Annotated in this window: 28 protein-coding genes; 13 read left to right on the top strand and 15 right to left on the bottom strand. The window is 60.3% G+C overall.

Features of this window, described 5'->3' with window-relative positions:
• Positions 1 to 49: 49 nt before the first annotated feature.
• Entirely contained in the window at positions 50 to 1312 is a 1263-nt protein-coding gene (locus AC13QE_RS07110) for an NAD(P)/FAD-dependent oxidoreductase (protein WP_488483155.1), read from the bottom strand.
• Positions 1313 to 1421: 109 nt separating this feature from the next.
• Positions 1422 to 1886: an Lrp/AsnC family transcriptional regulator gene (locus AC13QE_RS07105; protein ID WP_488483154.1), complete on the bottom strand. Its 465-nt coding sequence runs from the start codon at positions 1884 to 1886 to the stop codon at positions 1422 to 1424.
• Positions 1887 to 2048: 162 nt separating this feature from the next.
• On the opposite strand from AC13QE_RS07105, the gene AC13QE_RS07100 reads away from it, so the two are divergent.
• From AC13QE_RS07100 to AC13QE_RS07080, 5 genes are all read left to right on the top strand, one after another.
• A complete protein-coding gene (locus AC13QE_RS07100) occupies positions 2049 to 2768 on the top strand; it encodes an aspartate/glutamate racemase family protein (protein WP_488483153.1) in 720 nt (239 codons plus the stop codon).
• A 71-nt stretch (positions 2769 to 2839) separates the two neighbouring features.
• Entirely contained in the window at positions 2840 to 3769 is a 930-nt protein-coding gene (locus AC13QE_RS07095; protein ID WP_488483152.1) for a bifunctional helix-turn-helix transcriptional regulator/GNAT family N-acetyltransferase, read from the top strand.
• Positions 3770 to 3855: 86 nt separating this feature from the next.
• A complete protein-coding gene (locus AC13QE_RS07090) occupies positions 3856 to 4362 on the top strand; it encodes a GNAT family N-acetyltransferase (RefSeq protein ID WP_488483151.1) in 507 nt (168 codons plus the stop codon).
• A gap of 90 nt (positions 4363 to 4452) precedes the next feature.
• Positions 4453 to 5070 carry a TetR/AcrR family transcriptional regulator gene (locus tag AC13QE_RS07085; RefSeq protein ID WP_488483150.1) on the top strand — a complete coding sequence of 206 codons (618 nt, stop codon included), beginning with the start codon at positions 4453 to 4455 and terminating at the stop codon, positions 5068 to 5070.
• A gap of 52 nt (positions 5071 to 5122) precedes the next feature.
• The gene (locus AC13QE_RS07080; RefSeq protein WP_488483149.1) at positions 5123 to 6337 is read left to right on the top strand and encodes an MFS transporter; all 1215 of its coding nucleotides are present in this window, start codon (positions 5123 to 5125) and stop codon (positions 6335 to 6337) included.
• On the opposite strand, the gene AC13QE_RS07075 is transcribed toward AC13QE_RS07080, so the two are convergent.
• Together AC13QE_RS07075 and AC13QE_RS07070 are read right to left on the bottom strand one after the other, a co-directional pair.
• Entirely contained in the window at positions 6338 to 7585 is a 1248-nt protein-coding gene (locus AC13QE_RS07075; RefSeq protein ID WP_488483148.1) for an FAD-dependent oxidoreductase, read from the bottom strand.
• Between the two features lie 10 nt (positions 7586 to 7595).
• A complete protein-coding gene (locus AC13QE_RS07070) occupies positions 7596 to 8015 on the bottom strand; it encodes a winged helix-turn-helix transcriptional regulator (RefSeq protein WP_285171430.1) in 420 nt (139 codons plus the stop codon).
• A gap of 137 nt (positions 8016 to 8152) precedes the next feature.
• On the opposite strand from AC13QE_RS07070, the gene AC13QE_RS07065 reads away from it, so the two are divergent.
• Complete coding sequence (locus AC13QE_RS07065) at positions 8153 to 9040, top strand: SDR family oxidoreductase (protein WP_488483147.1); 888 nt, start codon at positions 8153 to 8155, stop codon at positions 9038 to 9040.
• 248 nt (positions 9041 to 9288) lie between these two features.
• Here AC13QE_RS07065 and AC13QE_RS07060 read toward each other — a convergent pair whose 3' ends face one another.
• Complete coding sequence (locus AC13QE_RS07060; protein WP_488483146.1) at positions 9289 to 10041, bottom strand: pyridoxine 5'-phosphate synthase; 753 nt, start codon at positions 10039 to 10041, stop codon at positions 9289 to 9291.
• A gap of 160 nt (positions 10042 to 10201) precedes the next feature.
• The gene (locus tag AC13QE_RS07055; protein ID WP_112398953.1) at positions 10202 to 11329 is read right to left on the bottom strand and encodes an ATP-dependent DNA helicase; all 1128 of its coding nucleotides are present in this window, start codon (positions 11327 to 11329) and stop codon (positions 10202 to 10204) included.
• Between the two features lie 152 nt (positions 11330 to 11481).
• On the opposite strand from AC13QE_RS07055, the gene AC13QE_RS07050 reads away from it, so the two are divergent.
• Genes AC13QE_RS07050 through AC13QE_RS07040 form a run of 3 tightly spaced genes read left to right on the top strand, consistent with a single transcriptional unit; the run spans position 11482 to position 13200 of the window.
• Entirely contained in the window at positions 11482 to 11862 is a 381-nt protein-coding gene (locus tag AC13QE_RS07050; RefSeq protein ID WP_488483145.1) for a COG4315 family predicted lipoprotein, read from the top strand.
• The gene (locus tag AC13QE_RS07045) at positions 11846 to 12400 is read left to right on the top strand and encodes an RNA polymerase sigma factor (protein WP_132716938.1); all 555 of its coding nucleotides are present in this window, start codon (positions 11846 to 11848) and stop codon (positions 12398 to 12400) included. Before AC13QE_RS07050 ends, AC13QE_RS07045 begins: the two co-directional genes overlap by 17 nt.
• The gene (locus AC13QE_RS07040) at positions 12397 to 13200 is read left to right on the top strand and encodes an anti-sigma factor family protein (RefSeq protein WP_488483144.1); all 804 of its coding nucleotides are present in this window, start codon (positions 12397 to 12399) and stop codon (positions 13198 to 13200) included. The genes AC13QE_RS07045 and AC13QE_RS07040 overlap by 4 nt, the downstream gene beginning before the upstream one ends.
• Before the next feature lie 224 nt (positions 13201 to 13424).
• Here the strand turns inward: AC13QE_RS07040 and AC13QE_RS07035 are convergent, their stop codons facing one another.
• The 4 genes from AC13QE_RS07035 to AC13QE_RS07020 are packed head-to-tail and all read right to left on the bottom strand — an operon-like array spanning position 13425 to position 15703.
• The gene (locus AC13QE_RS07035; RefSeq protein WP_132716940.1) at positions 13425 to 13796 is read right to left on the bottom strand and encodes a nitrile hydratase accessory protein; all 372 of its coding nucleotides are present in this window, start codon (positions 13794 to 13796) and stop codon (positions 13425 to 13427) included.
• Positions 13783 to 14442, bottom strand: coding sequence for a nitrile hydratase subunit beta (nthB, locus tag AC13QE_RS07030; RefSeq protein ID WP_132716941.1), 660 nt, complete (start codon positions 14440 to 14442; stop codon positions 13783 to 13785). Before nthB ends, AC13QE_RS07035 begins: the two co-directional genes overlap by 14 nt.
• On the bottom strand, positions 14439 to 15086 hold the full coding sequence (nthA, locus tag AC13QE_RS07025; protein ID WP_488483143.1) for a nitrile hydratase subunit alpha: 648 nt from the start codon (positions 15084 to 15086) through the stop codon (positions 14439 to 14441). The genes nthB and nthA overlap by 4 nt, the downstream gene beginning before the upstream one ends.
• Positions 15087 to 15109: 23 nt before the next feature.
• Positions 15110 to 15703: a LysE family translocator gene (locus AC13QE_RS07020; protein WP_488483142.1), complete on the bottom strand. Its 594-nt coding sequence runs from the start codon at positions 15701 to 15703 to the stop codon at positions 15110 to 15112.
• A gap of 205 nt (positions 15704 to 15908) precedes the next feature.
• On the opposite strand from AC13QE_RS07020, the gene AC13QE_RS07015 reads away from it, so the two are divergent.
• A complete protein-coding gene (locus AC13QE_RS07015) occupies positions 15909 to 16754 on the top strand; it encodes an aldo/keto reductase (RefSeq protein ID WP_488483141.1) in 846 nt (281 codons plus the stop codon).
• Between the two features lie 2 nt (positions 16755 to 16756).
• Here the strand turns inward: AC13QE_RS07015 and AC13QE_RS07010 are convergent, their stop codons facing one another.
• The 3 genes from AC13QE_RS07010 to AC13QE_RS07000 form a co-directional block, all read right to left on the bottom strand.
• On the bottom strand, positions 16757 to 17788 hold the full coding sequence (locus AC13QE_RS07010; protein WP_488483140.1) for a capsular polysaccharide export protein, LipB/KpsS family: 1032 nt from the start codon (positions 17786 to 17788) through the stop codon (positions 16757 to 16759).
• 92 nt (positions 17789 to 17880) lie between these two features.
• Entirely contained in the window at positions 17881 to 18453 is a 573-nt protein-coding gene (gene ilvN / locus AC13QE_RS07005; RefSeq protein WP_488483139.1) for an acetolactate synthase small subunit, read from the bottom strand.
• Positions 18454 to 18536: 83 nt separating this feature from the next.
• Complete coding sequence (locus AC13QE_RS07000; RefSeq protein WP_488483138.1) at positions 18537 to 20330, bottom strand: acetolactate synthase 3 large subunit; 1794 nt, start codon at positions 20328 to 20330, stop codon at positions 18537 to 18539.
• A gap of 327 nt (positions 20331 to 20657) precedes the next feature.
• Between AC13QE_RS07000 and AC13QE_RS06995 the strand changes: the two genes are divergently transcribed.
• Complete coding sequence (locus AC13QE_RS06995; protein ID WP_488483137.1) at positions 20658 to 22679, top strand: ATP-binding protein; 2022 nt, start codon at positions 20658 to 20660, stop codon at positions 22677 to 22679.
• Positions 22680 to 22686: 7 nt separating this feature from the next.
• Here AC13QE_RS06995 and miaA read toward each other — a convergent pair whose 3' ends face one another.
• The gene (gene miaA / locus AC13QE_RS06990; RefSeq protein WP_488483136.1) at positions 22687 to 23583 is read right to left on the bottom strand and encodes a tRNA (adenosine(37)-N6)-dimethylallyltransferase MiaA; all 897 of its coding nucleotides are present in this window, start codon (positions 23581 to 23583) and stop codon (positions 22687 to 22689) included.
• Here miaA and serB point away from each other — a divergent pair.
• Positions 23582 to 24472 carry a phosphoserine phosphatase SerB gene (serB, locus tag AC13QE_RS06985; protein ID WP_488483135.1) on the top strand — a complete coding sequence of 297 codons (891 nt, stop codon included), beginning with the start codon at positions 23582 to 23584 and terminating at the stop codon, positions 24470 to 24472. The two genes, miaA and serB, sit on opposite strands and share 2 nt — an antisense overlap.
• Positions 24473 to 24505: 33 nt before the next feature.
• Entirely contained in the window at positions 24506 to 25087 is a 582-nt protein-coding gene (locus AC13QE_RS06980; protein WP_488483134.1) for a GNAT family N-acetyltransferase, read from the top strand.
• A gap of 3 nt (positions 25088 to 25090) precedes the next feature.
• Here the strand turns inward: AC13QE_RS06980 and AC13QE_RS06975 are convergent, their stop codons facing one another.
• Positions 25091 to 26803 carry a Do family serine endopeptidase gene (locus tag AC13QE_RS06975; protein ID WP_488483133.1) on the bottom strand — a complete coding sequence of 571 codons (1713 nt, stop codon included), beginning with the start codon at positions 26801 to 26803 and terminating at the stop codon, positions 25091 to 25093.
• Between the last annotated feature and the right edge of the window lie 82 nt (positions 26804 to 26885).

The raw sequence follows: 26885 nt of genomic DNA, 5'->3' as shown, positions 1-26885 counted from the left end.
ATTGCGCAGCAACTCATACGAAAAGGGCAGCCGTAAGGGCTGCCCTTTTTCATTCCTCGCGCATGGTTTCCTTCTGCGTGATCAGCCGGGCGCTGTGCTGCCGACTGATATAGATCCAAAGCCAGCTCCAGGCGACGGCGATGCGCCAACGCACGCCGATCAGGAAATAGATGTGGGCAAGCCCCCAGACCCACCACGCGAGCCATCCCTTCAGCTTGATCCAGCCGAAATCGATGATCGCAGCACTTTTGCCGATCGTCGCAAGGCTGCCCTGATGGCGGTAGTGGAACGGTCCGGGCGACGGTCTGCCCGCAAGCTTTGCCTTGATGACCTTGGCGACATAAGCGCCCTGCTGCTTGGCAGCCGGAGCGATCCCCGGGACGGGGCTGCCATCGTCACGCATGACGGCTGCGGTATCGCCGATGATGAAGATATCCTCCTCGCCCGGCGCCCTCAGATCCTTGTCGACAATGGCGCGGCCGGCACGATCGGCTGGAATGCCAAGCCATTTCGCCGCCGGCGACGCCTCGACACCCGCCGCCCAGACGATGGTACGGCATGGCACGAAGGTGTCGCCGATCGTCACGCCTTCGGCCGTGCATGAGGTGACCGGTCTACCGAAGCGGACGTCGACACCCAGCAGTTCCAGCTCCTTGTGCGCATAGTCGGAGAGCTCTTGCGCGAAGGCGGGCAACACCCTTGGGCCGGCCTCGACGAGGATGATCTTCGCCTTGCGGGTATCGATATTGCGGAACTCCTTCGGCAGTGTTGTCCTTGCCAGCTCGGAGATGATACCGGCGAGCTCGACACCCGTGGGACCCGCGCCAACGATGACGAAGGTCAACAGCGCCTCACGGACGGCCGGGTCGGTTTCCATTTCCGCCTGCTCAAAGGCCAGCAAGAGCCGCCGGCGGATGGTGGTTGCATCCTCCAATGTCTTCAATCCGGGCGCCACCGGCTCCCACTCGTCATGGCCGAAATAGGCATGGGTCGCGCCGGTTGCCAGCACCAGCGTGTCGTAATGGATCTTCTGACCGTTCTTCAGGAGCACCTCATGCGCCGCGCTATCGACGCCGACAACCTCGCAGAGCAAGGTCGTCACGTCAGGTCGATCGCGGAAGAAATTGCGGATCGGCCAGGCGATCTCTGAGGTCGCAAGCAGAGTGGTTGCGACCTGATAGAGGAGTGGCTGAAAGAGGTGGTGATTGCGCCGATCGATCATCGTGATGCGGACGGGAGCACCCTTCAGATCATTGGCGAGCTGCACCCCGCCAAAGCCACCTCCGACCACGACGACATGATGATCCTGCATGGCAACACCTCGCGATTAACTCTGCTCAAAAACGTAGGGTTGAGAAGGATATGCAGCAACCATCTTTTATGCATGGCACCTCTGCACGGCTACGATATGGCCAAGGCACCTATTGTGCATACCCGACAGGAACGGAGGCGCCGCTTTTAAGTTCCTCCATCGAGATCGACGCCGAGACGTCGAAGAGCTCGATCTTGCGCACGAGCTGTTTATAGATGACATCGTAATGCTCGACACGCGGCAAGACGATCTTGAGGATATAATCATAATTCCCGGTAAGCCGATGCGCCTCCACGATCTCAGGGATATCACCGATGACTTTGCGGAAGGATTCGATCCACTCGTCGGCGTGATGCGCCGTCTTGATCATCGCATAGACCGTGGTCGGCACGCCCATCTTCTCGCGGTCGAGCACAACGATGCGCCGGGCGATATGCCCGCTTTCCTCAAGCCGCTGTATGCGACGCGAGCAAGCCGACACCGACAGGGCAACGCGATCGGCAAGGTCGGTGACGGAGATGCCGGCATCCGCCTGCAGAAATTCGAGAATCTTTCGGTCGCGTTCATCAAGCATGTGCGGCAACTCCTCATATATACGCCAATATTTTGCACATAAATCGCAAAATGCGCAAACATTTGCAGATAGATCCTGATAAGCTTCAAAAAACGCAAACATACGGCGAGTGAATCGCCGCACTATTCCTCCATTCAAAATCCACGAGCGGAGAACAGCACTATGCGCACCATTGGCCTGATCGGCGGTATGAGTTTCGAGAGTTCGGCAGTCTATTATCGCCTGATCAACGAAATGGTCCGCGAACGGCTGGGCGGCCTCTCCTCGTCCGAACTGGTCATGTACTCCGTCAATTTCGAGGAAATCGTCGCGCTGCAAAAGGCTGGACGCTGGAACGATGCCGCCAATCGCCTCGGCGATGCGGCAGAACGCCTGCAAAAGGCTGGTGCCGAATGCGTGCTCATCTGCACCAACACCATGCACCTGATCGCACCTCAGGTTGCCGAACGCGTTTCAGCTCCGCTCATCCACATCATCGATGAGACCGCCGCGGCCTTGAAGGCCGCCGGCAGGGTCAAGCCGCTGCTGCTCGCCACACGCTACACGATGGAACACGGCTTCTATGCCGAGCGTATGGCTGAAAACGGCCTCTCCATCATGGTGCCCGGTCCCGAGGATCGCACCGTCACGCACGATATCATCTTCAACGAACTCTGCGCCGGCATCATCAAGGACGAGTCGCGCCGGAAGCTGAACGGCATCATCGCGCGCGCCAAGGCGGAAGGCGCCGACAGCGTCATTCTCGGCTGCACCGAGATCTGCCTCATCCTCGATCCGAAGGCGCTGATCCTGCCAGGCTTCGACACGACGACGATCCACGCGGAAGCCGCCGTAAACTTTGCTCTTGCGGATGCAAAGGCTCGCAGCAGCTGCGCCGCCTGACTTCAATCAATTTACTTGACTGAGTCCAATAATTAATGGACATCGTCTTCTGTATATGAGGAGACGATGCCATGCCCGCCGCTGCCGAATTCACCACCATCGATGCGGTCCGCGACTTCAATCGCTTCTACACGAATTTTCTTGGCGTCCTGAACAAGGCCTATCTCGACAGCCCCTATACGCTCACGGATGTGCGCGTGCTGTTCGAAGTCGGCTTCCGCGGTGGCGTCGCAGCTTCCGCGCTGACACGCGAGCTTCATCTCGACCCCGCCTATCTCAGCCGCATCGTCAAGCGCTTTCGCGAGGATGGGCTGATCGAAACGACGCCGGACCCGAGCGATGCGCGCAGCCAGATCATAAAGGTCACCGAGAAGGGACAGGCGCAGTTCGAGGAGTTCGTCCGCCGCTCCCGCGCGCAGATCGCTGGATATTTCGAAAAACTCGCGCCCGGCGAACCCGAGCGTGTCGTTGCAGCGATGCAGACGATACAGGAAACACTAGGCCCCGATCGAACCGCAGCGCCGCCCGCGATCATTCGCAATCACCGTCCCGGTGACATTGGCTGGATCGTACAAAGTCAGGCGCGCTTCTACACCGAGGAATTCGGCTGGGACGATCGCTTCGAAGGCTTGGTGGCCGAAGTCGCCGGTAAATTCTTGTCTAATTTCAACCCGCAAAAAGATCGATGCTGGATTGCCGAGCGAGGCGGCCTGAATGTCGGCTCCGCCATGATTGCCGATGGCGGCGACGGCATCGCAAAGCTTCGGCTGCTCTATGTCGACAAGACAGCGCGCGGCCTCGGCCTCGGCAAGATGCTGGTCGAAGAATGCATCCGTTTCTCGCGCGATGCCGGCTATAGAACACTCTCGCTCTGGACCAACGACATTCTCGATACGGCGCGGGCGATCTACATCAAGACGGGCTTCAGGCTTGTAGCGGAGGAACGGCATCGCATGTTCGGCCCGGAACTGAACGGCCAGACGTGGGAACTCGATCTCTGAACGCAGGCGGCTGGCTGCGAGCGTGGACACCCTCTGGTTTTACCCATATCCTCAATGCTTCCCTGATTTGCAATGAGATACCAGCGATGGCCGAAAGTAGTGAAATCCGGATAGAACCCATATCAGCCGAGCATATCGAAGGTTTTCACAAGGCGCTCGATACGGTCGCGCGTGAGCGGGAATATCTGTCGCTGCTTGAAGCCTTTCCGCTTGAAGAAACGCGCATTTTCGTGCTTGGCATGATCGAAAAAGGCAATCCGCAGTTCGTCGCTCTGGCCGATGGGAAGGTGGTCGGCTGGTGCGACATCAGCCGTCATGGCTTTCCTTCCCATGCCCATGCCGGTCGGCTCGGCATGGGCATCATCCCCGCCTATCGCGGCCAGGGGTTGGGACGTCGATTGATTGAAACGACGCTGCGCGCCGCGCATGATGCAGGAATGGAACGCATCGAACTCAGCGTGCATGCCGACAACAACAAGGCCATCACGCTCTACGAAAAAGTCGGCTTCGTCCGCGAGGGCCTCGCTCGCAATTCCGTACGCATCGACGGCCGCTATAAGGACGCGATCCACATGGCGTTTTTCCACGAGTAGCGCGACCGGTCGCAATCAACGTTCTTCCGATTCTTGCTGCGGCGCAAAAATTCGCTTGATTTGGAAACGATCATTTCCTAAAAGAATGACATGACGACAGACACACTCGACATCGCACCGAAGCTTCGCGGTCGCCCACGGGAATTCGACATGGATTCCGCGCTCGACGAAGCGCTGCGCGTTTTTTCCGAGCGTGGCTACTATGCCGCCTCGATTAGCGAATTGACCGAGGCCATGGGCCTGACGGCAGGCAGCGTCTACAAGGCTTTCGGCGATAAGCGCGGCATCTTCCTCGCCGCGTTCAGCCGGTATCGCCAGGTCCGCCAGCAACTCATCGACGAGACGCTTGCAAAAGCCCCAAATGCTCATGAAAAACTTCGTGCCTTGGTGACGTTCTTCGCGGAGGCCTCATGCGGGGAGATCGGCCGCCGCGGCTGCCTTGTCGTCGGAAGCGCTACCGAACTCGCGCTTTTCGACGAAGAAGTCGCCGGTCGCGTCGGCGTCGCCTTCGATTTCGACGAAAGGCGCATCCTCAATTTGATCCGTCTCGGACAGGAGGATGGCTCCATATCGAAGCATGTCGATCCGGAAAGTACTGCCTGTACGCTGCTGGCCCTGACGAAGGGCATGCGCGTGATCGGCAAGACTGGCCGCAAGACCGAACATATGCTCGCTGTTGCCGAGACGGCCATGAAACTGCTGAACTGATTTTCACTGAAATTTCGGGGAACGTAACCCCCGCTCCTATTGAGGACAAGACATGCCCGCAACTGCCGCTGCCAGACGGGAGAGCACGCCGCTCCCGGAAAAAACCATTTCGCCGCTGCTGACATTCATGTTCGCCGCCGCCTGCGGGCTGGTGGCCGCCAATCTCTACTACGGCCAGCCGCTTGCCGGCCCCATCAGCCAGTCACTCGGCTTCAGCCCTGCGGCGACCGGCCTCATCGTCACGCTGACCCAGATCGGCTACGGCCTCGGCCTCCTGCTAATCGTCCCACTCGGCGATCTTCTCGAGAACCGGAAACTGGTCCTGACGCTGGTGGCGCTTGCCGCCGTCGCGCTTGTCGGCGCAGCCTTCGCATGGTCGCCGTCGCTGTTCCTGCTCGCCTCGCTCTGCATTGGCCTTGCATCCGTAGCTGTGCAGGTCCTTGTTCCCTTTGCCGCCCATATGGCGCCTGACGCCAGCCGCGGCGCTGTGGTCGGCAATGTCATGAGCGGCCTGCTCGTCGGCATCATGCTGGCCCGTCCGGCTGCGAGCTTCCTGTCCGAGCTTCTGTCGTGGCATGCGGTCTATATTATCTCGGCCGGCGTCATGATCGGGCTGATCGTTATCCTGCGCCTCGTTCTGCCGACCCGCGTGCCCCATACGAAACTGCATTATGGGCAGTTGCTATCTTCGATGGGGCATCTCGCGCTTCGCACACCAGTCCTGCAGCGGCGGGCACTCTATCAGGCCTGCATGTTCGGCGCCTTCAGCCTCTTCTGGACGACGACGCCGCTGCTGCTGGCAAGCCCTGCCTTCGGCCTGACGCAAAATGGCATCGCCCTCTTCGCACTTGCCGGAGCCGCCGGCGCCGTCGCCTCGCCGATTGCCGGACGAGTTGCCGATCGCGGCTGGACGAAGCTTGCCACAGCCTTCGCCCTGGTACTCGCCATCATCGCCTTCCTGATCGGCCATTTTTCCGGCAGCGGCTCGCTGCTGGCGCTGATCACGCTGACGCTGTCAGGCATCATGCTCGACTTCGGTGTCCAGACGAATCTCGTGCTCGGCCAGCGTGCCATCTTCGCGCTCAGCGCCGAGCATCGCAGCCGTCTCAACGGCCTCTATATGGCGACTTTCTTCGCCGGCGGCGCCCTCGGCTCGGCGCTTGGCGGCTGGGCCTATGCCACCGGCGGCTGGAACATGGCCTCCTGGATCGGCGTCGCCTTCCCGGTCATTGCGCTGCTTGCCTATCTGACCGAGCGGGAAAAATGATCACGACGGCTGTGGCACAGCCTGCCGCAGCCAGTCACATTCCCGCAAGCCTGCGCCATGGAACGGATCGATCAGCGTACCGGAAACGATGCCCGCCAGGATCTGCGGCGCGGGCGGCACTTTGGCAATGGTGGCAACCAGCCGGTCCCGGATCCAGGCCAATGCTGCCGAATCCGATTGGTAAAAGGGCGTGAAGGCCGCAGACAGCAGCTGAAAAAGCCGCACATGCATCCGCCGAGCCTTGGCATAGGCAGCAAGAGCAGCATCGATGGTTTCATGCCTCGCAAGCGCATGCGCCAGCGCAGCCACGTCGAGCAACGCCATGTTCGCACCCTGCCCCAGCTGCGGGCTGGTGGAATGCGCTGCATCGCCAACGAAAACAATCCGCCCGCTATAGGGCGTCATCACAGTTCGATGGGCATAGCGTGCGAGTGTCAACTGATCCCAATCCGTGATCTGCTCCAGCAAGGGCTCGCATTCCGGCCAGTAATCGCGGATCGTCTGTTTCCAACGCTCGAGCCCAAGCCTGCGCACCTCATCGGCATCCGCCACTTTCAGGCTCCAGAACAAAGCGGCCTGCTTCGGCAAATCCGGCCTTCTGCTGCCGATCGGCAGGACACCGATCATCACGCTTGCCTTGTCATAGCGCTGCGTCAGCGCCGCCTGATCTACGAGCCCATCCGGACAGTTGAGCGTCGCCCAGAAGGCGCCGTAGACGAGATTTCGTGCGCGCGGCGCAACGGGCGATGCCGTCACCAGTTCCGAACGTGCACCACTGGCGTCGATGACCAGATCGTAAGGCCCGAGGCGCTCGCCCCCTTCGACCGAGAGATAACTCTCATCGCCCTCCTCCGCAACACCGATAGCACGCTGGCCGGTATGGATCGGATGTTGCCGCGCGGAGACTTCGTCGTAAAGTGTATCGAACAGGGCGGCACGATGAACGCCAAGCCCATAGCGCCCGCCCGGCAAGGCATTGTAGCGCACGTCGAGAACGATGCGGCCACGGGTGGTTTCCGTGCCGAACAGGCGGTCGATGCGATTGCCGGCGGCATGGATCGCCGGACCGAGCCCCAGCGATTCCAGCACGGTCAATCCGGTCGGCTGCAGCATCAGCGCTGAACCGACGGGGGCCGGGCTATCGAACCGTTCGATGATATCGGTCGTATGACCAGCACGAGTGAGAAAGAGAGAGGCGGCAAGACCGGCAGGCCCGGCGCCGACGATAGCGATCTTCAAAGGCTTCACGATGGGCAGCTCAGTCCGGCGATTGATCGAAACGCGCTCTTGCGGCCTTCACGGCCTCATGATTGGCCTCGGCCCAGTTCAGAAGCAACGCCAGCGGCTCGTAAAGCGAGTAGCCGAGATCCGTCATGCGATATTCGACGCTTGGCGGCTTGGTGGGAAAGACCTCACGATCGACGTAGCCGTCGCGCTGGAGGTCGCGCAGCGTTTGTGTCAGCATGCGTTGGGATATATCGGGCACTAAGCGGCGCAACTCGCCGAAACGGTACGGCCGTTTAGCCAGCGTTTCCAGCAGCAACACCGACCATTTTCCGCCGATCTGCGAGATCAGGTCACGCACGGGACAATTGCTGAAATCGAGATTACTGAGATCGACGTCGCGTAACGGCGGATCTATGCTGTCACGCAGATTGACGACGGCGCTGGCTGCCATGCCGGTTCCCTTTTGGTAACTTGGAGCCGAAAAACTGCCTCCTTTACACCGCAAAGTCAATTCCTATTCTAGTGCTAGTCTCTTTTTGAGAGCAACAAGGCCCTGCGAATGTGCGGCGGCCCAACAAGGGAAAACATATGAGCAGCACCCTTCTCGTTACCGGCGCCGCCGGCAAGCTTGGCCAGCGCGTCATCCATCACCTGCTGGAGACATATAAGGTCGCGCCCGGCCGCATCATCGCCGCTACGCGCAGCCCGGAGAAGCTTGCCGATCTCGCCGCCAAGGGCGTCATCACCCGCAAGGCCGACTTCGATGATGCCAGCTCCCTGTCCGCCGCCTTTACCGGCGTCGATCGTCTGCTGATCATCAGCACCGATGCACTGGCCGTGCCCGGCCTGCGCCTGAAGCAGCACACGGCTGCTGTCGAAGCCGCGAAGAAGGCTGGCGTCAAGCATGTGCTCTATACCTCCATGCCAGCCCCCGAAGGTTCGCTCGTCAGCTTCGCGCCCGACCATCTGGGAACGGAAAACGCAATCAAGGCAAGCGGCATCGGCTATACGATCCTGCGCGACGCCTGGTATTTCGACAACTACCTGATGGGCCTGCCGCACAGCCTCGAAACCGGCAAGTGGTACACGGCAACCGGCGGCGGCCGGGTCAGCAACATCAGCCGGGAAGATTGCGCGCTCGCCATCGCCTCTGCTCTGGCATCCGACACAACGGAAAGCGCCACCTACACGCTGACCGGCTCGACCGCCGTCACCATCGAGGACGTCGCAAGCGTTGTCAGCAAGATCACCGGCCGTCCGCTTGAGGTCGTGCAGGTCACGGACGACCAGTTTGCCGCCGGCCTCACCGGCGCCGGTCTGCCGAAATTCGTGGTCGACATGCTCGTCTCGGCTGACGCCAATACCCGCGCCGGCAAATTCGACATTCTTACCAACGACTTCAACAAGCTGACCGGCAAGGAGCCGCAGACGCTGCGCAGCTTCTTTGAAGAACACAAGGCAGCGTTGGCTGGCTGAGTTTCGGAAGAGGTCAGGTGAGGCTTCGTTTGCCGCACCTTCTTGCCTGGCACCCCACCCCAGCCCTCTCCCCGCGTGCGGGGAGAGGGAGTTCATGCCTCACGCATGAACTCCAATCGAATGGAATAAGCACCGTTTGCGCGCTGTCGTCCCTTCTCCCCGCAAGCGGGGAGAAGGCTAAAATGAGGGGCAGGCGCCGTGGCGCGTCAGTAACGCCCTCGCCTGACCAACCCCGAAACCTCTTCCCCTTAAACCACCTGTCCGCAAGCCCGGCGGAAACGGCGCACCGTCTCGGCCATACCGTATTCCAGCGCATCCGCCGTCAGCCCATGGCCAATCGAGGTCTCCGCGAGCTTCGGAATGCGCTTCAGCAGCGCCGGCAGGTTGGCGACGGTCAAGTCGTGGCCAGCATTGACGTCGAGGCCGTTGGCAAAAGCTGCGTCGGCGGTCTTGCCAAGCGCTTCGAGGATGACGGCAGCCTTCTGCGGATCATCGTAGCAGCCGCCGTATGGGCCGGTGTAAAGCTCGATGCGGTCGGCACCAACTTCTCTCGCGATCTTAACGGCCTCTGCATCACCGTCGCCATCGGCAAACAGCGACACGCGGCAGCCGATCGTCTTGTACTTGGCGACGACCTCGGCCAGCAGATCTCGGTTCTTGCGAAAATCCCAGCCATGGTCCGACGTCGCCTGTGCGGGATCATCGGGCACGAGTGTCACCTGCTCGGGCTCGGCAGAAGCACAGAGATCGAAGAACTCGTCGCTCGGATAGCCCTCGATATTGAACTCAGCTTCCGGAAACTCGTCATCGATCAGCGCACGGATTTCGGGCAGATCGGAAAAGCGCACATGCCGCTGATCGGGACGCGGATGAACCGTCAGACCGCTGGCGCCGGCCGCCAGCGCGATACGGCCCAAACCCGTGACGCTCGGCCAGGGAAGATCACGCCGGTTGCGCAGCATCGCGATGGCGTTGAGGTTCACGGAAAGCTTGGCGGGCATGATCGAAATCCCTGATTTTCAAAGCGGATGGTAGTGTCGTTTTATGCCATTACGGCCAACAAAACCAACGAGATTCCGACATCGTTCCATGCAAAACTTTGATGGCAACACGGCGCACGTGTCACCACATAGCGACGCCCCATCCATGAGCTCGAAGCCACTAGCGGACGATCGTCAGCGTCTCTGCGGCGCGGGTAATGGCTGTATAAAGCCAGCGTTCGCGGGTGTCGCGGAACGCCCAGCTCTCGTCGAACAGCACGACATTGTTCCATTGTGAACCCTGGGCCTTATGCACCGTCAACGCATAGCCGTAATCGAATTCGTCGTAGCGCTTGCGGGTCGACCACGGGATCTCACCCTCGACATCCTCAAAGGCCTGTTTCAACAGCTTGATCTTCGCCGCCCCACGATCCATGTCGTCATCTTCCGGGCGCACCAGCAGATTGATGCCGGGCTTCGTCGTTTCCCTGGAAGACGTCATCACCTGCCAGAGCGAGCCGTTGAGCAGCCCCTTGGCGGGATCGTTGCGCAGGCAGACCAGCTTGTCGCCGGATTGCGGGTAGTCGGCCGTAAATCCTTTAAGCTCGCGCAGGCGCTGATTGTAACGCCGCCGCGTCCTATTAGTGCCGACGAGCACCTGATCGGCCTCCAGCACCAGCGGCTGCGTGACCTCGTTCTTCGAGATCACCTGCGCGGTACCATAGTCGCCATGCATGATCTCCTTGCCTTCACGCACCTGCATGGCGAGCTGGATGATCGGATTGTCGCGGGCCTGGCGGTGAATATCCGTCAGCAGATAATCCGGCTCTTCGTTCGTGAAGAACCCACCGCCGGAAACAGGCGGCAGCTGCCCGGGATCGCCGAGCACGAGAATGGGCGTTCCGAAGCTCATCAGATCCTTGCCAAGCGCTTCGTCCACCATTGAGCATTCGTCGACGATGATCAGGGCGGCCTTTGCGACCGGGCTCTGGCGGTTGATGGTGAACATCGGGGCGATCGATGTCTTACCCGTTTCCTCGTCCTCTACGGCCTCTTCGCCACGCGGCCGGTAGATCAAAGAATGGATGGTCTTGGCATTCGAGGCGCCGCGCGAGCGCAGCACCTGCGCCGCCTTGCCGGTAAAGGCCGCAAACAGCACGTCGCCATCCACATGCTCGGCGAAATGCCGCGCAAGCGTCGTCTTGCCCGTGCCGGCATAGCCGAACAGACGAAACAACGGCGAGCGCCCCTCTTTCAGCCAGTTTGCGACGGCCTTGAGCGCTTCATCTTGTTGCGGCGCGAATTGCATGGCTCGACTTGGCAGGATTCGGCTAATGGAAGCAAGCAGTAAAAAATACCCGGCGAGCTGGGAATAAAATCCCGAGGAGGCGTGTCTCATGTCCGGCAACGCAAAATGCGAGGCCTGGACGACCATCGTTCACCCACCCGAGGAGAGACATCATGAAGACCCTGAGTTTCCTGGCCGCGCTCGCTGCGGCATCGGCCTTTGCCACCGCCGCCTTCGCCGCCGCGCCCGTCAAGACGGTCGAAAGCGCCAAGGGCAAGGTGCTGGCCGGCGAAAACGGCAAGACGCTCTACACGTTCAAGAACGACAAGCCGGGCGAATCCAATTGCAACGGCGATTGCGCAAAGGCCTGGCCGCCGCTCATGGCCGATGGCAAAGCCAAGGCCGAGGGTGCATACTCGATCATTACCCGCAAGGACGGGATGAAACAGTGGGCAAAGGACGGCATGCCGCTCTATTTCTTCGTCAAGGACGCAAAGTCCGGTGATATCGCCGGTGACGGCTTCAAGGGCGTCTGGGATGTCGCACGGCCCTGATCGGACCGGAAACGGCGCGGCGGGATCCTCCCCAGCGCCCGATAGTTTCGAGGCGGAGGTGCTGGCGCTCCTCCCCTCGCTGCGACGCTATTCGCGCAGCCTCGCCCGGTCGGATGCCGATGGCGAGGACCTGCTTCAGGATTGTGTCGAGAAGGTTCTGACCCGCCGCGGCCAATGGCGCGGACTGAACCTGCGCGGCTGGATCTTCACCATCATGACCAATCTTTACCGCAACGAGCGGCGCCAGCAGGGCGGCCGCAGCTTCGTCGATATCGATGACAACAGCCATCTGCCGGCTGACGAAACGGATAACGATCCGCTACAGCGATCGCGCCTCGAAACGGCACTGAACAGCCTCGGCGAAGACTATCGCGCGGTGCTGATGCTCGTCGTCGTCGAGGGCTACAGCTATCAGGATGTCGCCGACATGCTCGATATCCCGATCGGCACAGTCATGTCGCGCCTGTCACGCGCCCGCCAGAAGATGACGAGCCTGCTGAATGCAGACAATGTTGTCACGCTTCGGAGACCAAAATGAACGAACACAAACCGACCGTGACCGAAGCGGATCTTCACGCTTTTGCTGATGGTCTTCTGCCGCCGGAAAAACAGGCGGAACTGGAGGGATGGCTGGCAGAAAATCCTGAAGAGGCTGCTTCCGTGGCTGCATGGCAGGCCCAGAACCATGACATCCGGGCCATGTTCTCCCCTTATGCGGTATCGAGAGATGGTGACACAGACCTCATTTTGAAGAGCAGAACCTCATCGGCCGCACAGGCGTTTGCCCCGCAACGAAGCCCCAAGCTGAGGATGCTTGCCGCCTCATTGGCGCTCTTCATCGCCGGTGCTGCGGCCGGCCACTTCGGCCCTGATCTTTTTGCCAGACCCGAATTGCAGCTGACATCAATCGAAGCCCTGCCGCAGCAAGCACGCTCGGCCTTCGTCGTCTATGCCAGCGATGTTCGCCATCCCGTCGAAGTCGGCGCGGATCAGGAGGCACATCTTGCCACTTGGCTCGGGAAGCGCATGAATGTCGCTGGCCTCAAGGTGCCGAGCCTGCAAAAACTGGGCTTCCAGCTCGTCGGCGGCCGGCTGCTGCCAATCAATGGTACGCCCGGAGCCCTGTTCATGTATGAAAATGCCAGCGGCCAGCGCCTGACCGTGCTGGTGGGGCGCAATAGTGGCAACACCACGACCAGCTTCCGCTTCGCCAGCGACAAACCCGTCGAGACCTTCTACTGGATCGACGGCAATCTCGGCTATGCCGTGACAGGCGAAATCTCGCGCGACATGCTGCGGCAGGTGGCGGACGAGTGCTACAAGCAGTTCTCTTCCTGACACCGGCGGGACACTCGCATAGGACATTTAGATAGGGGCCACCCGCCCGCCCTCGTGGTTCGAGACGGCCCCTTGGCCTCCTCACCATGAGGGCTAATCTTTTTGCGCAGGCCGATCAGGTGAGCTTTCATGGAATTCGACACTCGCTCCATCCTTATCCTAAGGTGCGGAGGTCGCAGACCGAAGCCTCGAACGGTAAGGATGGTTCCAGGCAAGCCCGCCTTCTAACGTCGAGGATCATTCTCCAGCGCGATCGGCTTGCCATGCGGCGTTGCCTCCGCCGCACGTTGCCAGCTTTGCTGCAGAGCTAGGATCGCATCGGCATCCGCGATACCCTTCGACACGAGCAAGCCAGACAGAGCAGCCACCCAGCAATCGAAATAATCGCTGCCGTCAATCGCTCGGCCCGGCTTGTGCAGTTCCGCCGACAACTGCTCAGCCCATTCGCTCCAGGCAAACAGACCTTTCTCATGCAGATGAACTGTCATGGCGAAAGCCTCTGCCGCCCAGGGTTCGGGAAAAACCGGCTCCCCGTCGGCAGATTTCGGCAACTGCGGCGATTGCGTCAAAGGCGATGCGATCTCACATGCGCTCAAGATAGCTCTCCCAGGCATCGATCGAAACCGTCAGAGAGGGATCGGCGCCATCGCCCCAGATCTCGGCGCCATCGAAGACGACCGTGTAAACCCATTGCGGATTTTCCCCGCGGCCATGGGCATTGTCGTCGGGAAAGACGAAAGAGCCCTGCACGGCCTCAACGACACCGATTTTGGCGCGCGCGTAGCGCGGCAATCTGGTATGACCGGTCGGATTGAAGTTCTTGGTGCGCACATGATCGCCGACGGCAAAAAGCGGTGCGGTATCGAGCGGTCGATCGCAGGGGCCGCCCTTGGCCAAGACGCCATCGACCATGTCAGCCTTCAAAATCCGCTTCGGCACCCTGCCCTGTTCGAGCGAACGACCGGTGCGCAGCTCCTCCGCCGTGGCAAAACCATGCCGCTCCAGCAGCATATCGACTGCGCGGGTCCAGATCTCGTAGTAGCTGGCACCCAGATAGTCGGCCGGCGGAATGTTTTCGCGCGCATGCCGGCTCTCGTCGATCGTCCAGGCGCCGAAGGCGCCGCAGGAGAGCGTGATGCCGAGCGCGCGCTTTTCCCATTCCGCATGGAAATAGGGCTCGTTCGGCTCCGGTGCGACCGGGCCGAAGCCCATCTGGCCGCCAAGATCGTGCGGCCCGTTCACAGCCCTGCCTCCGGCATTCTGACGACCGCCGTGCCGATCATCGCGTCGCGGCTGACGAGATCTGCGAGCGCCGCCTCGTCCATGCCTTCGGAACCGGCCGGTCGCTCAGGGATCACTAGATAGCGAAGTTCCGCCGTCGAATCCCATACCCGGATTTTCGTTTCCTGCGGCAACGTCAGGCCGAATTCGGCGAGCACGCCGCGCGGGTCGATCACCGCACGCGAACGATAGGCTGGCGCCTTATACCAGACCGGCGGCAGCCCGAGCACGGCCCAGGGATAGCAGGAGCAGAGTGTGCAGACGATCAGGTTGTGCGTTTCCGGCGTATTGAACACCGCACGCATATGCTCGCCTTGACGACCTGTAAAACAGAGACTTGCGATCGCCGCTGTCGCGTCGCGCCGTAGCCAGTCGGCGAAATCAGGATCGCTCCAGGCTTTCGCAACGACCTGCGCGCCGTTACGCGGCCCGACCTTTGTCTCATATATCTCGACGATGCGGTCGATCGCTGCCGGATCGATCAACCCCTTTTCCGTCAGCAGCGTTTCCAGCGCCCTCACCCGCGCCTGCATGTCCGAATAATGGTTGTCGTGGTGATGGTCATCGTGATGATCGTCTTCATCATGCGAGTGGTCGTGGGACATGGCCGCCTCCTGTCTCTTTGCGCCTACTTTAGCATCGGCCAGAGACTGAGCACCAGCAGAACGGCCATGGTTATGTTGAACCATTTCAGCCGGACGGGATCGGAGAGCCAATCGCGCAGGACGGAACCGAAGCCGGCCCAGGTCGATACGCTGGCGACGTTCACAGCGGCAAACGCGAACCCGACGAGAAGGACAGTGAAGAGATAGAGCTGCTCGTTAGTGTAAGTAGCCATGGCGGTGACGGCCATCACCCACGCCTTGGGGTTGACCCATTGGAACGCAGCAGCGCTGATGAAACTCATCGGCTTTGCATCGCTTTCCGCCTCGCTCAGGCTGCGCGAGGTGCCGATCTTCCAGGCAATCCAGACAAGGTAAGCTCCGCCGGCGAATTTAAGCGCGGTATAGAGCACCGGCACCGTGTGCAGCAGCGCACCCAATCCCAATCCCACGGCAATCAGCAGCACAAAAAAGCCGACGCCGATGCCGAGCATGTGTGGAACGGTGCGACGGAAACCGAAGTTCACACCTGAGGCAAACAACATCATGTTGTTCGGCCCGGGCGTGATTGAGGTTGTAAATGCGAAAAGTAGAAGAGCCAGAAATGTATCCAGCGCCATGATGCCTCCCGGGACACCGTATCGTGATAAGGCGGCATCCGAAATTCGTCTTCATGCGCGTGGAATATGACAGCGCATCTTGATCGGACATTAGTTTGCCAGCCATACGAAAGCCATAGGGTGATTGTCACGGTGACATGACGGATGTCGATTGAAATCCGGTTGAATGCTCCTATCCTTCGGTTTTCTGCAGTGAGGAATGACCATGCGCGAGCCCATCCCAACCGTCACCCTTCCTTCTGGCATCCAGGTTCCCGCGCTTGGCCAGGGAACGTGGAATATGGGCGAGAATAGCGCAAGCGCCAGGGATGAGATCGCCAGCCTCAAGACCGGCCTCGATCTCGGCATGACTCTGATCGATACGGCTGAGATGTACGCAGACGGCGGTTCGGAGGAAATCGTCGGCAAGGCGATCGAAGGCCGTCGCGACGAGGTTTTTCTTGTCAGCAAGGTCTATCCCGCCAATGCCAGCCGCAAAGGCGCGGTCGAAGCCTGCGAACGCAGCCTGAAGCGCCTGAATACCGATCGCATCGATCTCTATCTACTGCATTGGCGTGGCAACTATCCGCTTGAAGAGACCGTGGAAGCCTTCGAAGGTCTGAAGGCTGCGGGCAAGATCGAGGCCTGGGGCGTGTCGAATTTCGACATTGATGATATGGACGAACTGCTCTCCGTGCCGAACGGCGGCAATGTCGCCGCCAATCAGGTGCTCTACAATCTCTCCCGACGCGGCATCGAATACGACCTCTTGCCCTGGTGCCAGGAGCGCAGCATTCCAATCATGGCCTATTCGCCGATCGAGCAAGGCCGGCTGCTGCATCATCCCGAGCTGATCCGCGTCGCTAAGACTTACCAGGCGACCCCAGCCCAGATCGCCCTCGCCTTTCTGCTGGAGCGCGATGGCGTCATATCGATCCCGAAATCCTCGAACGCACAGCGCATCGAGGAAAACCGCGACTCGATCGATGTCGATATTACAGATGAGGATTGGGCCGTGCTCGATGCCGCCTTCCCGCCGCCGTCGCGAAAGAAGTCCCTGGACATGCTGTAGGTTCAGTCGGCCGCCTTCTGCTGCGCGACGATCAGCTCGATCGCCCGGAAGACGTCGATCTCGCGCCAGTCGGCCGGATCGCGATAGGTCGGATAAAGTGAAAAAGCGGCGGCGGCGATCTGATCGACCGTCCTTAGCTTTGTTCGACGCCCGGCAAGCGCGGCCTTGGTGTAAACGCCGAAATGATCCTCGGTCACGCCCCAGCCCGCATAAAAGGGCGCGGCATAACAGCGAACTGGAATGCCGCGCAGAAGCGCATCGAAGCCAAACTGGCTGGAAACCGTCCAGACCTCGTCCACGACGTCAAGGATTGACGCCACGGATACCTCGTCATCGACTAGGATTGCATCACCTTTCGAGGCGCCACCCGTGAGATACCCCTTGCGAAGCCCGGCCATGACATCCGGATGGGTCCGGATCAGGCATTGCGCATCGGTTGCCAGCGCATCGGCGAGCATCTTCTCAAAGGAGACTTTTGAGCCGAGCGCCCGACCGACAGAAACGTCGCCCACGACCTGATCGACCAGCAGAATGCGCCGCTTGGTCGTCTGCTCGATGTGAGGCGATCGATGAGGAAGATGATTATATTTCGAGAGCTTGTTAAGAACGATCTGCTCGCGAATTGCGCGGCCGAGCTCTCCCGCCTCCCCAGCACCCTCTATCAGCCGCTCAAGCCGCGACGGGCTGTTTGCATCGACGGGCAGACCAAGATCGTCGATAACGATGGATAGCGGAATAGCGCCGGACTTGCCGAGCCCCATCGACCGCAGAAAGCCGTCCTCCAGATGCCAGTGACGCAATCCGCGAAACCGCGCAATCCTGGCCGCCACCTTGGCCGATATGCGGCCACCCCAGGAAACGATGCCGCCTATGCCGGGCGAAACAACCGAGGCAAGCTTCTGCTTCCCGAAATATTGATTGAGCCAGGGGAAATCATTGCGCACGAAGAAGGCAGCGCCGAGCCGCATGTCCGCCGGCGGATGCCAAGGCTTTTCGCCGATATCGGGAAAAATCTCGCCAGCGACGGCCGCCACCTCTGCTACCCCCGTATAAATCAAGCCGTCGATCGGCCCGAGCGTCGCAAAGGCTAGGCGACGCCCGCAAGCCGGTCAATAATGGGGGGGCGTTACATCCCCTGCGAGCCGCGATTCATCGCGGCGATGCCGGTGCGGCAGACTTCGATGAGGCCGAGCGGCTTGACGATGGCGATGAACTGGTCGATCTTCGAGGACTTGCCGGTGATTTCGAGAATGAAGTGCTCGACGGTCGCATCCACCACCTTGGCGTGGAATGCGTCGGCGAGCCGCAGGGTTTCGGCGCGCATTTCGCCGCTTCCGGTCACCTTCAGCAGCGCCACTTCGCGCTCGATCGGCCGCTCCTGGCCGAGTTCGCGGGCGCGCACCGTCAGGTCGACGACGCGGTGTACGGGAACGATACGCTCGAGCTGTGCCTTGATCTGCTCCAGCACCTGCGGCGTGCCGCGAGTCACGATGGTGATGCGCGACAGATGCGCCTGATGCTCGGTCTCGGAAACTGTAAGGCTTTCGATGTTGTAGCCACGGCCGGAGAAAAGGCCGATGACGCGGGCCAGAACGCCGGGCTCGTTGTCGACAAGCACCGAAAGCGTGTGGCTCTCAGCCGTCGCGGTTTCCGGCGAAATGAAGTAGGCAGAGCCCGTGGGTTGAAGGTGTGCGTTCATGATCCTTGTTCCGTTTCCTCGGTTCTTGTTCGGTATGCCAGCGAGATCGGCCGGGCGCAGCTTGTGCCGCGCCCGGCTATCGATCAAACCAGCTGGCGACCCTTAGCGTCGATCGCGTTGGCGACAGCCTCATCGGTCGCCTCATCCGGCAGCAGCATCTCATTATGTGCCTTGCCCGAGGGGATCATCGGGAAGCAGTTGGCGAGATTGGCGACACGGCAATCGAAGATGACCGGCTTGTTGACGTCGATCATTTCCTGGATGGCGGCATCGAGGTCACCCGGCTTCTCGCAACGCAGGCCGACGGCGCCATAGGCTTCCGCAAGCTTGACGAAATCGGGCATCGCTTCCGTATAGGAATTGGACAGGCGGTTGCCGTGCAGCAACTGCTGCCACTGGCGAACCATGCCCATGTATTGGTTGTTCAGGATGAAGATCTTGATCGGCGCATTGTGCTGGATCGCGGCCGACATTTCCTGAATGCACATCTGGATCGAGGCATCGCCAGCAATGTCGATAACCAGGCTCTCCGGATGAGCGATCTGAACGCCGAGCGCAGCCGGCAGGCCGTAGCCCATGGTTCCGAGACCGCCCGAGGTCATCCAGCGGTTCGGTTGTTCGAAGCCGTAGAACTGCGCCGCCCACATCTGGTGTTGACCGACTTCGGTCGTGATGTAGGTATCGCGATGCTTGGTCAGCTCATAAAGGCGCTGGATCGCATATTGCGGCATGATGACGTCGTCGCTCGGCTTGTAGGCGAACGAGTTGCGCGCACGCCAGCGCGCAACATCGGCCCACCAGTCACCGAGGCGGTCCGCCGCAGGCTTTTGCGGCAGGGCGCGCCACAGGCGAACCATGTCTTCCAGAACATTGCCGACATCACCGAGAATGCCGATATCGACGTGAACGTTCTTGTTGATCGAGGACGGATCGATATCGATATGGATCTTCTTCGAATTCGGCGAGAAGGCATTGAGACGGCCGGTAATGCGATCGTCGAAGCGCGCGCCGATGCAGACCATGACGTCGCAATCATGCATCGCCATATTGGCTTCGTAGGAACCGTGCATGCCGAGCATGCCGAGCCAGCTCTTGCCCGATGCCGGGTAGGCGCCGAGGCCCATCAGCGTCGACGTGATCGGGAAATTTGTCAGCTCGACCAGCTCGCGCAGCAGCTTGGAAGCTTCTAGACCGGAGTTGACGACGCCGCCGCCGGAATAGATGACCGGACGACGGGCATTCTTCATCAGCTCGATCGCCTGGTGAATCTTGTTGAGATCGCCCTGGATCTTCGGCTGATAGCTCTTCTGGACATCATGGGCTTCCGGCGGCGTATAGGTGCCGGTCGCAAACTGAATGTCCTTCGGAATGTCGACAACGACAGGACCGGGACGGCCTGACTGCGCGATGCGGAAGGCTTCGTGGATGACGGCGGCCAGTTCGTTGACATCCTTGACCAGCCAGTTGTGCTTGGTGCAGGGACGCGTGATCCCGACCGTATCGCATTCCTGGAACGCATCGGAGCCGATCAGCGTGGTCGGAACCTGACCACTGAGGCAGACGAGCGGAATCGAATCCATCAAGGCGTCCTGCAGCGGCGTGACCGCATTGGTCGCACCGGGACCGGAGGTGACCAGCATGACGCCGACTTTCCCGGTGGAGCGGGCATAGCCTTCGGCCGCATGGCCGGCGCCCTGCTCGTGGCGGACGAGAATGTGCTTGATGTCGTCCTGCTGGAAGATCTCGTCATAGATCGGAAGCACAGCGCCGCCCGGATAACCGAAGATGTGTTCGACGCCGTTGTCCTTGAGCGCCTGCAACACGATCTCCGCGCCTGTCATTCGATTGCCGCTCGCCTGATTATCTGTGCCGGTCATACGTTTGTTCCGCTGTCTGCTGGAGGTTTGGAAAGATGAAATCTCGATTTCGGGCATAAAAAAAGGCCCCTTCGGGAGCCTGTCATCTAGCGCATGGGTGGCTATCGCCGGATGGTTACACCATCCTGCCCATGCGCCTTCCCACCACGATAAGAACGATCGAGTTTTTCATGGGCCGAAGTGATAGACAGAAAATTTCGAAGCGTCAACGCGTGAAGCAATAAAAAATCGCGACTGCATCATAACCCTATAAAAAGAGCGGATGGCAGACAGGGTTTTGTTAAGCCCACGTCTCTATGCTTCGACATCTAAAGTTGGGGTAATTGTTTGCTGAATAACGATCTGCAGACATCAGGCAGCGCGGGAGATCTTGATCGCCGCGACAAGTTGAAACCGGGAAATCGCTTTCTCGGTCGCGTCGTCGCGTGCAACGGTTCCAGAGCGACGATCGCCGCTGTGGCCGAGGCCGGCGGCACGGACCTGACCGAACTCTGGTCCGTGGGCCGGCTGATTTCCATTAGCGTCGGGAAGAACCGCGTCGCAGCGCTCGTCTATTCGATGAATACACAAAGCGTCGGCTGGGGCGAAGGGCAGGACAATCTCTTCCGCATCGAGGTAGAATTACTCGGCGAAGTCCGTGTCGGCCCGGATGGCCGCGAGGAGTTTTCGAGCGGCATATCGGCCTATCCCTATCTCGGGGCCATCGCGCATCGCATCCGTGCCGCCGATCTCATGCGCATCTTCGATGCCGGCAAGGGCAGCAGCTGTGTCATCGGCAAGCTGACGCAAGACGAAAGCATAGACGCCGCCATCCACATTCCCACGATGCTGGCGAAACATTTCGCGGTCGTAGGATCGACCGGTGTCGGCAAATCCACCGCCGTATCGCTGCTGTTGCACAAGGCAATCACAGCCGATCCGAAATTGCGCGTGCTGATCCTCGATCCGCACAATGAATTCGCGGCCGCCTTCCCCAGGCACGCCGTCGTCATCGACACTGATACGCTTGATCTGCCCTTCTGGCTGATGCGTCTCGACGAATTTAGCGAAGTCATCTTCCGTGGCCGGCCGGCGGTGCCTGAGGAACTCGACGCCCTGCGCGATCTCATTCCCGAAGCGCGCCGTGCCTTCCGAGGCAGCGATTCAGCCCTGATGCGCCGTCAGACGGAAAAGTCTTCGGTGACAGCGGACACACCCGTCCCCTATCGCATGGCCGATCTGCTGGCGCTGATAGATGAGCGTATCGGCCGCCTTGAGGGCCGTCAGGAAAAGCCGCACCTGCGCTCACTGAAGATGCGCATCATCTCGGCGATCAATGATCCGCGCTATCATTTCATGTTCTCCAACAATACGATCACCGATACGATCATGGAGACCATCGCCAAGATCTTCCGCATTCCCGGCGACGGCAAGCCGATCTGCACGTTCCAGCTCGCCGGCATCCCCTCGGAAGTCATCAATTCTGTCGCGTCAGTACTTTGCCGCATGGCCTTCGAACTGGCGCTCTGGAGCGACGGCGCAATCCATATGCTCGTCGTCTGCGAGGAAGCGCACCGCTACATTCCCGCGGATCCAACGCTTGGCTTCTTCCCGACACGACAGGCCATCGCCCGCATCGCCAAGGAAGGCCGCAAGTATGGCGTTTCTCTCGGCATCATCACGCAGCGCCCGGGCGAACTGGATCAGACGATCCTCTCGCAGTGCTCGACGCTGTTTGCCATGCGCCTTGCCAATGATCGCGACCAGGAAATCATCCGCTCAGCCATTCCGAACTCCTCGATATCGACAACCAGCTTCCTGTCATCGATCGGCAACGGCGAAGCTATCGCCTTCGGCGAGGCTATCGCAGTGCCGATGCGCATGCGCTTTTCCCAGGTCGAGCGACATTTGCTGCCGAAAGCGAGCAGCAGCGTCGCGAAAACCAGCGAGGACTCGCCGGACACTGTCGATTTGCGCACGATCATCGGCCGCATGCGCTCGATTTCAGGCCCCGATATCAGTCCTCTGCAGCAAAGCTACAATGCTATGCCCGTGACGGATATCAAGGATGATTTCGACGAAGTGCCAGTCGAGCAACCAATCCGGCCCCAAGTGGAACCGAACCCGCCGCCGATCGAACCCTATCGTCCAGACATGCTGCCGCGCACCGCACCGCAACCCGCGGCGGCTTCGCAAACATCGATCGACAGCAAGCTTGCGGAATTACGCCGCGAATTCCGCAGCGACGAAGGAATCGCGCGCTCGGTACCGCCGAGAGAGCCCGCTCCATCCCTGCGGCGCGAACCCGGCTTGTCCTTGCGGGACAGCATTCTGAGAAAGCCGCTCAGCAGTCTTTACGACAAGGACTGATACCGGATTACGGGCTCAAGCGCTCCCAACTCTCGTCCATCTGATTGCGGAACCAGGTCATCTGCCGTTTGGCATATTGCCGCGTCGCCGCGGATCCGGTTTCGATGACCTCGGCACGCGTCATCTCCCCCTTCAGCATCGCAGCGATCTGCGCGACCCCGATCGCCTTCATGACCGGCATTTCCGGCGGAAGATCCAGTGCCAGCAGAGCCCGCACCTCGTCTTCCGCTCCCATCGCCAGCATTTTCTCGAAACGTCTGTTGATGCGTTCATGCAGGAGTGCGCGCTCAGGCAGAACCACGATCTTTCGCGCACGGTCGGGATTAATGATCATTGGTCCGTTCTTACCCTGAAAAGCGGCGATGGACCGGCCCGTCGCTTCAATCACTTCCAGGGCGCGAACGATACGCTGCCCGTCCTGCGGGTTCAGCGTTTTCGCGACAGCGGCGTCGCGCTCCGCAAGCTCACGATGCAGAGTTTCCGCCCCTTCTGCCAGCAGCCGGCCGCGGAGCCGATCGCGGATATCGGACGGAATCTCCGGCATATCGGAAAGCCCGCCCGTCAGCGCCTTGAAATAAAGACCCGTCCCCCCGACAAAGACAGGCATTCTGCCCTCGCCGCGCAAGCGTTCGACCAAGGCGCCTGCCTCGCGCAGCCAGACGCCGGTCGAATAGGCCTGGCTCGCCGGGACGTGGCCATAAAGATAGTGCGGAATGCCTTCCATATCTGCTTCATCCGGCCGCGCGGTCAGCACGCGCAGGGTGTCATAGATCTGCATGCTGTCGGCATTGATGACGACGCCATTATGCGAACGGGCCAATTCTACGGCCAGTGCGGACTTGCCGCTGGCGGTCGGCCCGGTTATCAGGATCGCGTCGATATTGCTCACAGGGTTTCTGCTCATGGCCTTCGTTGCCACGCTTATTGCCAATCCGTCAAACCCCGTTCTCGTTCCGGCCATCGCAGAACAGGCGGCTGATGCTGTCAAAGCGTCCGGGCTCTATTGGCTTGCCGACGGCATTGCCTGCGATATCGCGCTGCGCGATGACACCGATATCGAGGCAGCGGAAGCCAATATCCTGGCGGCGATCGGCAGCGCGCCGATCGATCTGGTAATCCAGGAAGCCGAAACCCGTCGCAAGAAATTGCTGATCGCCGATATGGATTCCACGATGATCGGCCAGGAATGCATCGACGAGCTTGCCGCTGAAGTCGGCCTCAAGGAGAAGGTTGCCGATATCACGGCGCGCGCCATGAATGGTGAGATCGCTTTCGAACCAGCCCTGCGCGAGCGCGTCGCTCTCCTCAAAGGATTGCCGCTTTCCGTGGTCGATGAGGTCATTGCCAAGCGCATCACGCTCACGCCAGGCGGCCCGGAGCTCATCGCCACCATGAAAGCGAAGGGCTATTACGCCGCCCTCGTTTCCGGTGGCTTCACTGTCTTCACCAGCCGCATCGGCGCCACGCTCGGCTTCGACGAGAACCGGGCAAATGTCCTGCTGGAAGAAAATGGCATCCTGACGGGCCTCGTCGAGGAACCCATCCTCGGCAAGCAGGCCAAGGTGGATGCGCTGAATGAAATCGCAGAGAGGCTCGGCATTTCTGTTGATGACGCGCTGGCCGTCGGCGACGGCGCCAACGACCTTGGCATGCTACAGCTTGCCGGTTCCGGCATCGCGCTCCATGCCAAGCCCACCGTTTCGGCACAGGCCAGAATGCGCATCGACCACGGTGACCTGACTGCCCTGCTCTATATCCAGGGCTACCGCAAGACGGACTTCGTCAAACCATAGAGCAGTCCAAATCGCTGAAGTCAGGGGCCGCAGATGATCATTACCGAAACCGAACGCCTCATCATCCGCAATTGGCGCGAGACGGATCGCGATCTGGCCTACGAGATCAATTCCGACGAGGCCGTCATGGAGTTCTTTCCGTTTCGCCGCAATCGCGCGGAAGCGGACGCCTTCTTCGCTCGCGTCCAGTCCATGATCGCGGAAACCGGGCTCGGCCTCTATGCGCTGGAACTTAAGGAAAGCGGTGAGGCAATCGGCTATTGCGGGCTGATGCGCACGGATCATCTGGAGCCATTTGTCCCGGCCGGCACGATCGAGATCGGCTGGCGGCTCGTAGCACGACAATGGGGCAAGGGACTGGTCAGCGAGGCGGCGCGGGCATTGCTAGCCTATGGCTTCGAAAAGCTTGGCCTCAATCAAATCGTTTCCTTCGCCGTGCACAACAATGTCAGATCGACCGCCGTAATGGCGCGGATCGGTATGCATCGAGTCGAGGGCGGCGACTTCGATCACCCTAACGTTCCCGACACTCATGCTCATCTAAAGCGCCATGTTCTCTATTGTCTGACGCAAGCCGAGTGGCGCGCGCAACAGACGAAGCAAGCCGGGAGCTGAATTCTACTCAAGCGCGACGGCGATGAAACGCAAATCACCGTTCGGAGACGCGATCATCATCTGCGCATTGCGGCGGCCTTCCCGCTTCAGCGAAGCCACCTTCTCCGAGGCAGCACTCGGAGTCTGGACGAATTCCTGCGCAACCTCAACGACGACATCGCCGGGCTTCAGCCCCTTTTCCGCCGCCGCCGAGCCTGGTGCCACTTCGGTGATGACAACGCCATCGACACTGTCGGCAATGCCGAAGCTCTTGCGGTTTTCGGCGGTCAGCGTCGAGAGCTTCATTCCGAGAATGCTCGAGGTTGCCTGGACCGGCGGCTGGGCCTGCGGCGATTGCTGCGGATCGCCTCCCTGATCCTGCCCATCCATGCCGTCGTCGTCACCCTCGTCCCCCTGGTCGGGATTGATGACACCATCGCTATTGCCCTTATCGTCGGGCGCGAGCTGCGGCTTCTTGTTCTTGTCGGCGCTTGCGGCTGCCGCCTGGTCGCTGTCCTCCAGCCGGCCGAGCGTCACCTTGACGGTTTGCTGCTTGCCATCGCGATAGATAACGACATCGACTTCCTTGCCGACAGTGCTTTCGGCAACGACGCGCGGCAAGTCGCGCATCTCTTCCACATCCTTGCCGTCGAATTTGAGGATGACATCGCCCGCCTTGATCGAGCCGTTATCGACAGGGCCGCCCTTGATGACACCAGCCACGAGCGCGCCCTTGGCTTCGGATAGGCCGAGGCTATTAGCAACATCGTCCGTGACCGGCTGAATGCGCACGCCGAGCCAGCCGCGACGCGTCTCGCCGAAGTCTCGGAGCTGATTGACGACGCCTTCCGCAAGTTCGGACGGCACTGCAAAGCCGATACCGATCGAGCCGCCGCTCGGGGAGATGATCGCCGTATTGATGCCGATCACCTCGCCCTTCATGTTGAAGAGCGGACCGCCGGAATTGCCCTTGTTGATCGCCGCATCGGTCTGGATGAAGTTGTCGTAGGGGCCGGCGTTGATGTTGCGGCCGCGCGCCGAGACGATGCCGATGGTCACCGAGCCGCCGAGGCCGAACGGATTGCCGATCGCCATCACCCAGTCGCCGATTCGCATCTTCGAGGAATCGCCGAATTTGACTGACGTCAGCGGATGCTTGGGCTCGACCTTGAGAACCGAAAGATCGGTCTTCGTATCCGTTCCGATCAGCTTGGCCTTCAGCTTCGTGCCGTTCGGGAAGATCGCCTCGATATCGTCAGCACCTTCGATGACGTGATTGTTGGTGACGATATAGCCGGCGGGATCGATGACGAATCCGGAGCCGAGCGAGCTCACCTTACGGTTGCTGTCGTCGTCTTTCTTGTTGTTGAAGAAATCCTTGAATTCATCCTGGTACGGCGAATTGTCCGGCACCTTCGGGGTCGCCGGCCCATTCCCCTCATCCTTGACCTTTTGCGATGTGGAAATATTGACGACAGCATCGAGCAGGCCGGAAGCGAGATCGGCAACCGATGCCGGCCCGGCATTCATCGCCGGATTCGTGGCGATCGTGGGAGATGCGGTCGGCGGCGTCTGATTGTTCGGCGTGGCTGGCGGCTGGGCACCTGCGGCCGCACCGCTGTTCTGCGTCTGCGCATAAGCCTGTTCGGTAACGCCGGCAACGGGGACGGCGATCACTGCAATGCTTGCGAGCAAGGCAAACGAACGGCTGAAAGGCAGGCGATTGGTCGAAGCCATCAGGCATCCTCATCAAGATAGGGGAAAACTTGTATAAGCATCAACATAAGGCGGAATGATGAAGCGTGAAATCACCTTTTTG

This window comes from Martinezella sp. CNPSo 3957, from assembly GCF_057784395.1.
Note: the sequence above shows the minus strand (reverse complement) of the source record. Positions and strands in the feature narration are given on the sequence as shown.

Coding starts and splice junctions, on each gene's coding strand:
- AC13QE_RS07110 (WP_488483155.1), bottom strand. CDS start 1,312: ATGCAGGATCATCATGTCGTCGTGGTCGGAGGTGGCTTTGGCGGGGTG.
- AC13QE_RS07105 (WP_488483154.1), bottom strand. CDS start 1,886: ATGCTTGATGAACGCGACCGAAAGATTCTCGAATTTCTGCAGGCGGAT.
- AC13QE_RS07100 (WP_488483153.1), top strand. CDS start 2,049: ATGCGCACCATTGGCCTGATCGGCGGTATGAGTTTCGAGAGTTCGGCA.
- AC13QE_RS07095 (WP_488483152.1), top strand. CDS start 2,840: ATGCCCGCCGCTGCCGAATTCACCACCATCGATGCGGTCCGCGACTTC.
- AC13QE_RS07090 (WP_488483151.1), top strand. CDS start 3,856: ATGGCCGAAAGTAGTGAAATCCGGATAGAACCCATATCAGCCGAGCAT.
- AC13QE_RS07085 (WP_488483150.1), top strand. CDS start 4,453: ATGACGACAGACACACTCGACATCGCACCGAAGCTTCGCGGTCGCCCA.
- AC13QE_RS07080 (WP_488483149.1), top strand. CDS start 5,123: ATGCCCGCAACTGCCGCTGCCAGACGGGAGAGCACGCCGCTCCCGGAA.
- AC13QE_RS07070 (WP_285171430.1), bottom strand. CDS start 8,015: ATGGCAGCCAGCGCCGTCGTCAATCTGCGTGACAGCATAGATCCGCCG.
- AC13QE_RS07065 (WP_488483147.1), top strand. CDS start 8,153: ATGAGCAGCACCCTTCTCGTTACCGGCGCCGCCGGCAAGCTTGGCCAG.
- AC13QE_RS07060 (WP_488483146.1), bottom strand. CDS start 10,041: ATGCCCGCCAAGCTTTCCGTGAACCTCAACGCCATCGCGATGCTGCGC.
- AC13QE_RS07055 (WP_112398953.1), bottom strand. CDS start 11,329: ATGCAATTCGCGCCGCAACAAGATGAAGCGCTCAAGGCCGTCGCAAAC.
- AC13QE_RS07050 (WP_488483145.1), top strand. CDS start 11,482: ATGAAGACCCTGAGTTTCCTGGCCGCGCTCGCTGCGGCATCGGCCTTT.
- AC13QE_RS07045 (WP_132716938.1), top strand. CDS start 11,846: ATGTCGCACGGCCCTGATCGGACCGGAAACGGCGCGGCGGGATCCTCC.
- AC13QE_RS07040 (WP_488483144.1), top strand. CDS start 12,397: ATGAACGAACACAAACCGACCGTGACCGAAGCGGATCTTCACGCTTTT.
- nthA (WP_488483143.1), bottom strand. CDS start 15,086: ATGTCCCACGACCACTCGCATGATGAAGACGATCATCACGATGACCAT.
- AC13QE_RS07020 (WP_488483142.1), bottom strand. CDS start 15,703: ATGGCGCTGGATACATTTCTGGCTCTTCTACTTTTCGCATTTACAACC.
- AC13QE_RS07015 (WP_488483141.1), top strand. CDS start 15,909: ATGCGCGAGCCCATCCCAACCGTCACCCTTCCTTCTGGCATCCAGGTT.
- ilvN (WP_488483139.1), bottom strand. CDS start 18,453: ATGAACGCACACCTTCAACCCACGGGCTCTGCCTACTTCATTTCGCCG.
- AC13QE_RS07000 (WP_488483138.1), bottom strand. CDS start 20,330: ATGACCGGCACAGATAATCAGGCGAGCGGCAATCGAATGACAGGCGCG.
- serB (WP_488483135.1), top strand. CDS start 23,582: ATGGCCTTCGTTGCCACGCTTATTGCCAATCCGTCAAACCCCGTTCTC.
- miaA (WP_488483136.1), bottom strand. CDS start 23,583: ATGAGCAGAAACCCTGTGAGCAATATCGACGCGATCCTGATAACCGGG.
- AC13QE_RS06980 (WP_488483134.1), top strand. CDS start 24,506: ATGATCATTACCGAAACCGAACGCCTCATCATCCGCAATTGGCGCGAG.
- AC13QE_RS06975 (WP_488483133.1), bottom strand. CDS start 26,803: ATGGCTTCGACCAATCGCCTGCCTTTCAGCCGTTCGTTTGCCTTGCTC.